General features: G+C 39.5%; 13 protein-coding genes. 8 read left to right on the top strand and 5 right to left on the bottom strand.

Annotated elements, in window-relative coordinates:
- The first annotated feature begins 55 nt into the window (after positions 1-55).
- Entirely contained in the window at positions 56-682 is a 627-nt protein-coding gene (locus HMPREF2877_RS00725; RefSeq protein WP_070578035.1) for a Pr6Pr family membrane protein, read from the top strand.
- A 37-nt stretch (positions 683-719) separates the two neighbouring features.
- On the opposite strand, the gene HMPREF2877_RS00720 is transcribed toward HMPREF2877_RS00725, so the two are convergent.
- Entirely contained in the window at positions 720-1,562 is an 843-nt protein-coding gene (locus HMPREF2877_RS00720) for a Cof-type HAD-IIB family hydrolase (RefSeq protein WP_070578032.1), read from the bottom strand.
- A 151-nt stretch (positions 1,563-1,713) separates the two neighbouring features.
- Between HMPREF2877_RS00720 and HMPREF2877_RS00715 the strand changes: the two genes are divergently transcribed.
- From HMPREF2877_RS00715 to HMPREF2877_RS00700, 4 genes are all read left to right on the top strand, one after another.
- Positions 1,714-2,103 (top strand): hypothetical protein, encoded by a 390-nt coding sequence (locus HMPREF2877_RS00715; RefSeq protein WP_004182763.1) that lies wholly within the window; start codon positions 1,714-1,716, stop codon positions 2,101-2,103.
- A gap of 190 nt (positions 2,104-2,293) precedes the next feature.
- On the top strand, positions 2,294-3,196 hold the full coding sequence (locus tag HMPREF2877_RS00710) for a glycoside hydrolase family 25 protein (RefSeq protein WP_049553764.1): 903 nt from the start codon (positions 2,294-2,296) through the stop codon (positions 3,194-3,196).
- Positions 3,197-3,308: 112 nt separating this feature from the next.
- The gene (locus tag HMPREF2877_RS00705; RefSeq protein ID WP_045768905.1) at positions 3,309-3,782 is read left to right on the top strand and encodes an aminoacyl-tRNA deacylase; all 474 of its coding nucleotides are present in this window, start codon (positions 3,309-3,311) and stop codon (positions 3,780-3,782) included.
- Between the two features lie 2 nt (positions 3,783-3,784).
- Positions 3,785-4,423, top strand: coding sequence for a histidine phosphatase family protein (locus tag HMPREF2877_RS00700; RefSeq protein WP_004182766.1), 639 nt, complete (start codon positions 3,785-3,787; stop codon positions 4,421-4,423).
- A 163-nt stretch (positions 4,424-4,586) separates the two neighbouring features.
- On the opposite strand, the gene HMPREF2877_RS00695 is transcribed toward HMPREF2877_RS00700, so the two are convergent.
- The 3 genes from HMPREF2877_RS00695 to HMPREF2877_RS00685 all read right to left on the bottom strand — a co-directional run bounded on the left by HMPREF2877_RS00695 (position 4,587) and on the right by HMPREF2877_RS00685 (position 7,568).
- Positions 4,587-5,489: an HAD family hydrolase gene (locus tag HMPREF2877_RS00695; protein WP_002890593.1), complete on the bottom strand. Its 903-nt coding sequence runs from the start codon at positions 5,487-5,489 to the stop codon at positions 4,587-4,589.
- Positions 5,490-5,809: 320 nt separating this feature from the next.
- Positions 5,810-6,289, bottom strand: a complete 480-nt coding sequence (locus HMPREF2877_RS00690; RefSeq protein WP_004182767.1) for a hypothetical protein — start codon at positions 6,287-6,289, stop codon at positions 5,810-5,812.
- Positions 6,290-6,302: 13 nt separating this feature from the next.
- On the bottom strand, positions 6,303-7,568 hold the full coding sequence (locus tag HMPREF2877_RS00685) for a LysM peptidoglycan-binding domain-containing protein (RefSeq protein WP_004182768.1): 1,266 nt from the start codon (positions 7,566-7,568) through the stop codon (positions 6,303-6,305).
- A 227-nt stretch (positions 7,569-7,795) separates the two neighbouring features.
- Between HMPREF2877_RS00685 and lysS the strand changes: the two genes are divergently transcribed.
- On the top strand, positions 7,796-9,286 hold the full coding sequence (gene lysS / locus HMPREF2877_RS00680; protein ID WP_013990828.1) for a lysine--tRNA ligase: 1,491 nt from the start codon (positions 7,796-7,798) through the stop codon (positions 9,284-9,286).
- Between the two features lie 52 nt (positions 9,287-9,338).
- Complete coding sequence (locus HMPREF2877_RS00675; protein ID WP_045768906.1) at positions 9,339-9,884, top strand: DUF7832 domain-containing protein; 546 nt, start codon at positions 9,339-9,341, stop codon at positions 9,882-9,884.
- Positions 9,885-10,174: 290 nt separating this feature from the next.
- On the opposite strand, the gene HMPREF2877_RS00670 is transcribed toward HMPREF2877_RS00675, so the two are convergent.
- Positions 10,175-11,206: an NAD(P)H-dependent amine dehydrogenase family protein gene (locus HMPREF2877_RS00670; RefSeq protein ID WP_013990830.1), complete on the bottom strand. Its 1,032-nt coding sequence runs from the start codon at positions 11,204-11,206 to the stop codon at positions 10,175-10,177.
- 96 nt (positions 11,207-11,302) lie between these two features.
- Between HMPREF2877_RS00670 and HMPREF2877_RS00665 the strand changes: the two genes are divergently transcribed.
- Entirely contained in the window at positions 11,303-12,175 is an 873-nt protein-coding gene (locus HMPREF2877_RS00665) for a MerR family transcriptional regulator (protein WP_045768907.1), read from the top strand.
- Positions 12,176-12,213 lie beyond the last annotated feature (38 nt).

Here is a 12,213-nt window from a genome sequence, read left to right as displayed (position 1 = left end):
GTTAGTGAAAAATGTGATATGATAAGAGAAATTATTTATTAGGAAAAGGAAGCTTATGACTATTTCACGATTTTACCGTATCTTACTAGCTCTCTGTGGACTAGTAGGAGTTTCTATCCAAATCCATGATGATGGTTGGGGCATGTTGCTCTATTACACTGTTTTGTCCAATATCCTGGTCTTCTCCAGTTTGATTTTCTTCATCTTCTATGACTTCAAAAAAGGGGATGCGACAACTAACACCAAACTCTTACGTTACAAGGGTGGTGTAACCATGGCTATCCTCATCACTGGAGTCATCTATCATATCCTCTTGGCACCTATTACGGAACCTGAGAAATTCTGGACCCTCCGTAACTTCTTGGTCCACTATATTGTGCCTTGGGGATTGGTGCTTGATACCCTTATTTTCGATGCTAAGAAAGCCTACCATCTACGTGAGCCAATTTACTGGTCCGTGGTCCCTCTGTCTTACTTTGCCTTTGCCCTGCTAAATGGGCTGGTGCTAAAACTCCCAATTCCAGGTGCCAAAGATAGCCCCTTCGCCTACTTCTTTATCAATGTCAATAAATTTGGTTGGAACAAGGTTTTGGTAAACGTCCTGGTCATCAGTGCTGGGTATATCGCTGTTGGCTATCTCTTATATCTCTTGAAAAAATTTATCGGTCGTAAACCAGCATAAAATACAAACTGAGCTACCCTAGGTAACTCAGTTTTTTCTATTGCAATAAGCCTAATTTATCAAATGCCTTGTACAAGCCATCAGCTTCAACATCGTCTGTTACAAAGTCTGCCATAGCCAAGATTTCTGGCCCACCATTTCCCATGGCAACGCCAACCTCACAGTATTCCAACATAGGGATATCAATCTTGGCATCTCCGAAAGCAATGGTGTCCGAACGCTTAGCACCCAAATGTTCCAAAAGAACATCAATGGCATGGGCCTTGTTAATATCCTTAACACCCAAGTCACCAAACAAGGCTGTTTCACCTCGCCCTCCCCAAGTATGGGCTTCAAGCTGTGGAAAAGCTTCTTTGGAATCCAAGTGATCCTGATAAGACTCCAAAACAAAACTGACCTTGTTTAGGTCGTCACGATAGAGTTCTCCACCATACTGGAGGCCATGAATGAAATCTTCTGGTTCCTTACCCTCAACAGACTCTGCAGATTGCCCCTTTTGAATAGCGTAAGTCTTTAGTGTCTCACGCGCCCGCTCCCGAAAATCAGGACTAGCAAAGAGGCCGTTATTGCTCTCCAGATAAAAGGCCAGATGGCGCTCTGTTAGCCAATCCACAATCTTTGCTGCATCTTCCTTGGAAATCAGCTGATGCATGAGGACCTGACCATGATGCTCCACATAAGAGCCATTGCCACCAATCATCCCATCCAAGCCAATTTCCCATAATTCTGGTTGCATTTCTGCCTTACTACGTCCGGTACAAACATAGACCAGATGGCCCTTTTCACGCGCCTGACGAATAGCCTTGACTGCTGACTCTGGAATGCGGTTATGATAATCCACCAATGTCCCATCAACATCTAGAAAAATAAGTTTTGACATGTTTTCACCTCGAGTCTTCTTTTACTTTATTATACCCTGATACTGCTCCAAGAGATAATACTTTCCTCGGACAAACTGATACTATCCTATGATAGTATTGTTTCCAATCCAAAGCATTGCCATTTCTCCTGAAAGAAGCTATGATGAAGGTATGAATGATTTAAAAACACTACTGAATCACCTGCCCTATAAATTAGCAGCCTATGATGCCCAAGGAAACTTTCTCTACGACAACGGTGGCGCTGACGGTAGTTTCTTCCCCCGTGAGCCTGAAAATCTGCCTGATTGGGTCATGTCTGAAGTTCTAGCATCCTCTACCAAAGAAAGAAGTTATCAGATTCCAACTGACAGTTTTGATCAAGTCCTCATCCAGACCTACCAAGCTGCTATCGACAACGAAGGAAAAGTCCTAGGATTTTGGGAGACTATTTATGATTTGAAGCAACCTCTCAAGACCTATCTTGATAACTCTGCTCAAGCTCTTGTCGCCTGGTCTGATGCCACTAGTGGCGCTAGTTTCAAGGAAGAAACTGACTTTTAGGCTAAATTTCTTGCTTTAATAAATGAAAAATTCACTTAATTCAAGACCAACGCAAAACACCCTTATTCATAAAATGTGCCTAAGTCAGCACTACAAAGGCTTTTTGGAAATCAGTCACTTTAATATCTCTCACAGAATTTATAAACACTCTATTTTGCATTTTTGCGCTATTTAAGGTAAAATGGGAGTAATGAGAAAAAGAATAAAACCGATCGTTGTTTACGTGGTTCTAGCTCTTTTAGGATTAGCATTAGTTATTGCAAATATTCACAATACGTCCAAACAGCAGGCGCATCTCCAAAACGTGAAATCTGCTATTCCTTCTGCTACTACACCGAAAACAACAACCAGTAGTACATCTAGTAGTTCCGACGAGGAGCTGAAACTCAATCCCATTATCGACCTTTCGGGGTGGCAACTACCTCAGGATATCGATTACGATGTCTTGTCAAATCATATTTCTGGTGCTATTATCCGTGTCTTTGGCGGATCACAGATTAGTAAGGATAGCAATGCCGCTAGTTCGAATGGGGTTGACAAATCTTTTAAAACACATATCAAAGAACTCCAAAAACGTGATGTTCCAGTTGCCGTCTATTCCTACGCTCAAGGTGCTTCTGTCAAGGAGATGAAGGAGGAGGCTCGTATTTTCTACAAAAATGCTTCTCCATACAAACCTACCTATTACTGGATTGACGTTGAAGAGGAAACCATGCCTAATATGGAGGAAGGTGTCCAAGCTTTTCTAGCTGAGCTCAAACGTCTAGGAGCTGATAAAGTCGGTCTCTATATCGGTGCTTATTTCATGCTTGAGCAAGAGGTTTCAACCAGAAACTTCGATGCTGTTTGGATTCCCGCCTACGGTACTGACTCTGGTTACTATGAGACTTTGCCAAACACTGATATTGACTATGATCTACATCAGTATACCTCACAAGGAAGTCTTCCTGGATTCGATAATATTCTAGATCTTAGCCAAATCAATCCCGAGAAAAACAAACGTAAAACCTTTGAAAAACTCTTTGGTAAGATTAAGCAAAAACCAACTAAAAATAAGAAGACTACTTCGACAAGTTCATCTAGTAGTCAGTAAAAACCAGTGTCTAAAGCACTGGTTTTCTTCTTGTCAAATTGGTTTAGGCTTGTTCGGACGAATATGTTATAATGGATGGTAGAAATGAATAACTTTAAAAGGAGATATGACAATGGCTAAGAAAGGCAAAGTCAAGAAGACCCTGGTTGACCAAATTCTTGATAAAGCTAAGATTGACCATGATAGCTTATCCTTCAATGGTTTAGAGGGGGATCTTCCAGAAGATGTGGCGCGTGAGAGCATTTATAAAACCCTCGCCCTTAAGGGAGATAAGACAGGGCCTGTCATCGGCATTGTCCCTATCACCGAACACCTGTCTGAAAAGAAATTAGCTAAAATTTCAGGGAACAAGAAGGTTCAAATGATTCCACAAAAGGATCTCCAAAAAACAACTGGCTATGTTCACGGGGCTAACAATCCTGTGGGAATTCGCCAAAAACATAATTTCCCTATTTACATCGATCAGTCTGCCCAAGATGCTGGCTTCCTCATTGTCTCAGCGGGGGAAATTGGGCGTTCTATTCGTATCAATAGTCAAGAACTTGCTGATTTTGTTAATGCTGAATTTGCTGATATTAAGGAGTAATCATGAAACTGTATTTTGTACGTCACGGTAAAACTGAGTGGAACTTGGAAGGCCGACTTCAAGGTGCCAAGGGAGACTCGCCTTTACTTAAAGAATCTATCGAACAAGTACGTGAGCTAGGTCACTACCTCAGTGACACTCATTTTGACTTGGTCTTCTCAAGTGACCTACCTCGTGCTAAAAAAACTACAGAGCTCATCATGGAGTCTCAAAAGCATAAAGCTAAAGTTACCTACACTAAAGCTTTGCGTGAATGGCAACTAGGTAAACTAGAGGGGCAAAAGATTTCCCTTATCCAAGCCATCTATCCAAAAGAAATGGATGCCTTCCGTAACAATCTAGCCAATTTCCGTGCTAAGGACTTCCAAGCGGAATCTGTCTACAAAACAACAAAACGTGTGGCCGAATTTGTCAAAACACTTAAAGATAGTGATGCTAAAAATGTCCTCGTTGTCGGTCACGGAGCTAACCTAACAGCTTCTATCCGTACCCTCCTTGGTTTTGAACCTGGTCTTCTTCGTAAAGCAGGAGGTCTTGACAATGCTTCTGTCACTATTCTCGAAACCAATGATTTCGAGCACTTCACTCTTAAATGTTGGAATGATACGTCCTATATGGATGAACAAAACAAGATTAGCTAAATCATCGACTGACTTCATAAGACAAGCGATCCTGATTAAGGGTCGCTTTTTAACACTCAAAAAGCCCTTAAAGCTATTACTTTAAGAGCTTCACCTCCATTATTTCTTCCCTCTCTCATTTTCATTTTCTGATAAATAAAACGGCCACACGAGGCCGCTCTATTTATCTTCCATATTTCATACGAAGGATTTTTTCCTGGTTAGCATTCAAACGAAGAAGGATAACCACTTTATCAATACTCATATTGCTCTCAAGAAGACGTTCAGCCGCCATCATAAGACCATTATTGATACCTAGTTGAAGGACTGGATTTTCATTATCATTGATATCAAAGATATATTTGTTATTTGGAAGGTCGAAAAGGACTTTCACCGCTCCAAAGAGTTGCTCAAAACTATCGATTTCCAAGTCGAATACTGGCTTAGTACCTGGTTTGAGGCTACGGCCACGGTGGTTAAACCACATAGAATGCCAGCCACCATTGAAGGCACCCATGACATCATTGTCATAAGAATCTCCAACATAGAGTGTCGTTGATGGATTCATGTCAAATTGCTCAGCTGCGAGATTGAAGATTTCCTTCTCAGGCTTTTGGAAACCTGTCGCCTGACTGACGATGACACGTTTAGGGTCCACGTAATCATAAAGTCCCAACTTCTTAACCTTCTTAAGTTGGTGCTCTGTCGGACCATTGGTAATAATACCCATAGGCACATTTTTTTCCTTAAGGAAATCAAGGGTCATGCGCATCTCATCAAGCATGGTGATATTTTCCAACTCATGCTCGTAAACCTCTTGGAAATGGTTACCCGTTTCTTCATCAATTTCACGGTAGCCAAACTCCAAAAGCGTCTCTTTACAGCGCCAAAAACGGAAATATTCGGTTGTCCACTCACCGGCCATTACACGTGGAAAACCAACATCAGAATAGTGGCGGAAACGAATGTAGGCTTGATTCATGTGACTCATATCAAAGTCAGGGAAACATTTTTCCATGGCAATACGATAAGGTGCCTGTTGGTCATAAATAGTATCGTCAACGTCAAAAACAATAGAGGTAATCATCTGTCCGTTCTTTCTTATATCATTCTCTTGTCAGAGACTTAGGTAAGTTAAGAGATCTAACAACTAGACTGCAATATCAGTCAGCTCCTAATTTAATCCTAGGTCTTGCAAAAGTAAGCTTTAAGTCAACTGTCTAGGGGCAATCTTACTAATCTGTTTTTTATCAGAGTGCAATTGCCCAAACAGTCTTATTATACCGTTTTTGCCCTCTTATTTCAATTTTCGACCCCATTTAAGAAAAGATTATTCGTGTTTTGAAGATAGAAAAAGGTTTGGAACAATTTGTCCCAAACCTAATGCATCTTGTCATATTCAGACACTTATTTAATTTCTTTAAAGGTCATTTTTTGTTTGACTTCACCCTGACCACCTTTGGCAATCTGATAATAGAAGTCTTTTGATGTGAAGTGGTCACCATAAGCAAAGACCTTGTTGTACTGCCATTGTGACAATTGATCGTCCTCTTTTTTACCGAGAGTCAATGTTGTCTTTGTCACGCTGTATTCCCACTTAGCTGTTTGGTCATTATAGGCCTTGTCAAAATCTGTTTGGCTCTTAGCAGCATTAACCACTGTCGTACGATCCTGACTCACAAGTGCCTTGTTACCGCCTTCTTGGAAAGCTACATACATGACACGATTATTGACCTCACCATTTAGAGAACTTGAGTATTGGTAAACCTTGCCAGGTACAACACTATCCAAATGGTGTGTTCCCCAGTAATAGAAAGCACCAAATCCAGCTCCCGTAACCAAGAGACAGGCGAGAACGACACTAATAATGATATTTCTCTTTGACATGTCTTGCCCCTCTCTATTCGTCACCAGTTAGGTCAGAGAAAGTTGCCTCTGAGTCTGTTTCAGTGTGGCTTGAAGAACTTGATGATGAGCGTTCAACACTTGATGAAGCCTTAGATTCAGATGATTTTTCAGTGCTTGATGATGAACTTTCTTTTTCTTTGTAAACATCAACGTTGAAAGCCCACTTATCACCCTTATAATTTACCTGGATTTGGGCATATCTTGCCTTGATAAGATCTGACATCTTACTATCACTGTTAAGAACATCATAAATCTTTTGAGCGAGAGCCTTGGCATTGACTTCCGTTTTGGCACCATCTTTAGGTCCATCAACAATATCTTTAGCCTTTGGCGTTTCACCTTGAAGGTAAAGGGCTTTGCTTTCAGTGTCCTTCTTATATTCAACATTTTTACCATTCTTATCATCTGCATGTGAGAAGAAAGTCCATGCAGGACTACCTGAACGTTTTTGTTGATAAACTTGTTCGAATTCACTTTGAACCTTGTCTTGGAAAGCATCATCAGTCAATTCTTTTTCCTTAGAACTTTCTGTACTTGCTTTGCTTTCACTACTACTTGCTGTTGAGCTTGATGCAGAAGAAGATGATGAAGATCCACTTGTTGAACTTGATGAAGCATCTTTAGATTCTGATGATGAAGATGAATCCTTACTATCTTTAGAATCTTTAGTATCTTTATCTTTATCGTTATTATTGTTAGTCGTGCTATTTGAGAATGAAACGCTATTGTCAGAATTATCTGGAGCGTAGATCACTGTATTCTTAGAATGGTCATCAGAGACAAAAGTGCTGTTATTGATAATCACTCGGTTGTTATCACCATAATAGTTGTTGATAACAATCTTAGAATGTGCACAACGGTAACCATTACCAGTCACATGGTAACCTGCTGGGACATCACCATCACGTTTCAAGATGAGGACGTCACCTGCGAAGATAAGGTCAATATTCTGAATATTATTATCGTAGGCTAATTTTTCAATAGAAATTCCAGTCGCTTGAGAGATTCCCCACAAGGTATCTCCCCATTGAATCACGTATTGTTGGCCATCTAACTGCTGTGGATTGATGTTCTGAGTTGTCAAATTATTTGTAATTTGTTCAGGTGTGCTGGCAATCCAGTTTGTAATATCAGCAGCGTGAGCACTCGTTTGATTTTGATAAAAGCTATCTGCTAACACAGATACCGTAGGCATCCCAATAGGTGCTAGTAAAGCGCCAAGCATCACAGCTTTACTAACATAATTTTTCTTTTTCATCGTATTTCCTCCTTATATCATACGAAACTTACTTTGCTATTGTACACCCTTATTATTATATTTGTCAATAAATTCTATAACTTTCTAATCTAGCGTTAATACTAGTTAATGATTTGTCCTAAAAATAGACAAATCCTAGCTTTATTCATCTGACATTTAATCATTTGTCCTATCTTTAGAGGGTGATTTATGATACAATAATTACGACTATTTTATGGAGGACTAACATGTCAAATCAACACATGGAAGAATTGAACGATCAACAGATTGTCCGTCGTGAAAAAATGGCGGCCTTGGCTGAACAAGGAATCGATCCTTTTGGTAAGCGATTCGAACGCACAGCTACATCTGGTCAATTAAAAGAAAAATACGCTGACAAAACAAAAGAAGAATTGCACGAAATCAACGAAACTGCTACTATCGCAGGTCGTTTGATGACTAAACGTGGTAAAGGTAAAGTTGGCTTCGCCCACATCCAAGACCGCGATGGTCAAATCCAAATCTACGTGCGTAAAGATGCTGTCGGTGAAGAAAACTACGAAATCTTCAAGAAAGCTGACCTTGGTGACTTCCTCGGTGTCGAAGGTGAAGTCATGCGAACAGATATGGGAGAACTTTCTATCAAAGCTACTCATATCACACACTTGTCTAAAGCCCTTCGTCCATTGCCTGAGAAATTCCACGGACTTTCAGACGTTGAAACAATCTACCGTAAACGTTACCTCGATTTGATTTCTAACCGTGAAAGCTTTGACCGCTTTGTTACACGTTCAAAAATCATTTCTGAAATCCGTCGCTACCTCGATGCTCAAGGTTTCCTTGAAGTAGAAACACCTGTCCTTCACAACGAAGCTGGTGGTGCTGCTGCTAAACCTTTCATCACTCACCACAATGCACAAAACATCGACATGGTGCTTCGTATCGCGACTGAGCTCCACCTCAAACGTCTCATCGTTGGTGGTATGGAACGCGTTTACGAAATCGGACGTATCTTCCGTAACGAAGGTATGGATGCCACTCACAACCCTGAGTTCACATCTATCGAAGTTTACCAAGCATACGCTGACTTCCACGATATCATGAACTTGACTGAAGGTATCATCCAACACGCTGCTAAAGCTGTTAAAGGTGACGGACCTATCAACTATCAAGGAACTGAAATCAAGATCAACGAACCATTCAAACGCATCCACATGGTTGACGCTATCAAAGAAATCACTGGCGTTGACTTCTGGCAAGACATGACTTTGGATGAAGCCAAAGCTATCGCTGCTGAAAAGAATGTTCCTGTTGAAAAACACTACACTGAAGTTGGTCACATCATCAACGCCTTCTTCGAAGAATTCGTTGAAGAAACATTGATTCAACCAACATTCGTTTACGGTCACCCAGTTGCTGTGTCTCCATTGGCTAAGAAAAATCCAGAAGACCCACGCTTCACTGACCGTTTCGAACTCTTCATCATGACTAAAGAGTACGGAAATGCCTTTACCGAATTGAACGACCCAATCGATCAATTGTCACGTTTCGAAGCACAAGCTGCTGCTAAAGAACTCGGTGATGACGAAGCAACAGGCATCGACTACGACTACGTTGAAGCACTTGAATACGGTATGCCACCAACAGGTGGACTCGGAATCGGTATCGACCGTCTCTGCATGCTCCTCACTGACACAACAACCATCCGTGATGTCTTGTTGTTCCCAACGATGAAATAATAATCATATCCCATTATTTGAATAATGGGATATTTTTATATGAGGTATAAACATGTTTAAAAAATTGAAGTCCCTTTTTAAGAAAAAATCAACTGTAGTTGAACAGCCTGAGACAAAGAGAGAAGAAAGTCAATTAGACTTTCCCATAGACCGCACAAATTATTTTTTCGATCATGCACTTGTATTCTATTGTGAAGAAAATGATATTACTTCAGAAAAACTAAGCAAATCAGATATGCTAGAGATTAGCAAAAGAGCTGCCTTACATCTCAGTGTCTTCGTAGCCTGGCTAGCAAAGCACGATTTTCTGAATCCCCAAAGTGATAGCTTTAACCTTGAAGATGCACAAAAACTCAAGAATGAAACGATTACGGGTACAGACTATCTCTTTAAACATCTTGATGAAAAACTCTATTCATCTGATATTAGTGACACACTCCTCCCCTTCATCTCTGATTTTTATGAAGATTATATGGATTTTTGTTATACAGTCTTGGTTGATGATGTTGCTAAAACTGAATTTGACTGGAAAATCTATCACTTGGTTGAAGATGACATTGACGAGATGTTTACCAGTTACAAAGAACAATTAGTATAAATAGAAAAAAATTCTCTCGTAATTACCGTGAAACCTTCTTTTATATTTTGCTCTTGGAGCCCTTACTCAAGTAACCGAACCTCCCATCACCGCTAGCATAGTGGTTAGTAAAAAAATAAGCTAGTTGATTCACCTGGTTTGTGATAATAAAACTTACCAAAGTTACTACTATAATTGCAAGTATCCCCAAACCATCACCTTCATGTTACTCTCCTAACATAAGGAAGTTGTTTAACTCAAAACTATCAAAAAGTTCTCCCTCTTGATAACTTCAGAGGGAGAACTTTCTGCTATTTAACGTAAGTATGCAATGGATAAGTAGGGAATTCAACTTCACGAGCTTTTTCAGATGTCACAAAGCCAGCTGGTGCATCTAATACTGTAGGAATTCGGTTGATAATAGTTGCACAGGTATGTGCAACTGTATCTGGTTTTGACACTGAGAAGACAAGATTAGGCTCACCAGTAATCTCCCAGTCACACATATCTCCATCATCTTCACGATATACCTTACCTATACATTCCACTTCAAACTCAACTCCTTGGTGAGTATGAATCGTTGTTACTGCTGACATACCTGTCACGTCACCTGCTTTAATAGTTCGACCAAGAGTTGCAGAATAGACATCCTCATCTAGAACATAAGGAACACTCTTTTGAGAAATATCCTTAATGGTCCAATTCATTTTTGAACAAATAGCTTCAGCAGAATTCCACATATAAGATGGGAAACTTTCAGCACTTGCGATTTCAGCATCAAATCGTTCTAAATCATAACCAGCACCATGAGCTTCTGCAAGAGCAAGTCCATAGTCTTCTACATTATAGCTAACCTTACCTTTGATCTTATCGATTCTATTTAGCCCTGCCATGGCAAGACAAGGCATATTAATCCAGTAAATATCTTGCATCCCAGATCCCATAATTGTAACGCCATATTTTTTCGCTAATTTATCTAAGCGATTTGTCTCAGATGGTGAGGTTGTCCAAGGATAAATGGCTTCTTCACAAGTTGTTATAACATTGACCCCATGCTTAATAGCTGTTTCGAAGAAATCATACATTTCTGGCATATAGGAAAGAATTGTCACGATGGCGATATCAGCATCACAATTGCTAAAGACTTCCTCCGCATTGTCTGAAATTAGGACACCAGTTTTATAACCGAGTCCTGCAAAATCACCTACATCTTGACCAACAATATTTGGATTATTATCAATCGCTCCAACGATTTCAATACCATGATCTAACATGTATTTAAAAAGAACTTGAGACATTTTCCCACAACCAAATTGTACTGCACGAATTTTAGTATTTTTCATAGATTTCGCCTTCTTTCTATAAAGGTTGTTATTTATTTCACAATTATATTATAATGTCTCTAGTAACTAGAGAGTCAATAGAAAGTTTGGTGGAAAATGAAAGACATTTTACGAATTGGAGAGTTCTCCAAATTAAATAATATTCCTATTCGTACGCTAAGATTCTATGATCAGATTGGTCTCTTGAAACCATATCAAGTCGACCCTGAAACCAACTATAGAAGTTATCATATTGAGCAATCATCCCTAGTGGATGCCATACAGTATTTGCGTCAACTTGACTTTTCTTTGGAAGAGATTAAAGAAATCCTGTCTGATATCGAAAATTCACACCTTCACAAACTGATTATCGACAAGTATCAGCAACTCATTGAAGAACAAAAACGTATCAAAAAACAACTTCGAGAAATTGAAATCTATCAATCTGGAGCCTTGCTTTACCAGACGAAATCCCACTCTCAACACTTAGAAATCCAAACATTTCCTGAACGTTCTCTTTATCGCTTTCAGATTGATTCAAATATCTATCAGATGTCAACTGAGGAATACGAACTTCATTTACGGTGTTTTAAGCAAGAAATCATACAATACAATCCTTTTTTCAATCATTTTAGTCGAGTAGGTTCAATTATGCCAAAAGAGAATTTCATCAGTCAAAACTTTGATTCCAAAGAGTTTACACTATTTGATGATGAACCCATCTATCACTCTCATCTAACCAAAAGCATACTCCCAGAAGGTAACTACGCTATACGTTACTGTAAATCATTCGAAGAAGAAATTAAACTCTTGCCTCAATTCCTCTTAGATATTCGTGAACAAGGTTATCAAATTATTGGAGACTATCTTTGTGAAGTCATCCATGAGCAGCCGAGCCTAGAAGAACAAAAAAGAGATATGTTTATTCGAATGCAAGTTAGAATTGGAAAAAAAGTTAAAAATTTCAACCTAAACCATTTTCGTAACTAGTATTTGCTATAATAGGTTTATCCTGCAACTTAGAAAGG

It is taken from the genome of Streptococcus sp. HMSC072D03 (genome assembly GCF_001812855.1).
In the GTDB taxonomy this organism is placed as follows: Bacteria; Bacillota; Bacilli; order Lactobacillales; family Streptococcaceae; genus Streptococcus; species Streptococcus salivarius_D.
The sequence above is the reverse complement of the archived record's forward strand: the minus strand, read 5'-3'. Positions and strand labels throughout refer to the sequence as shown.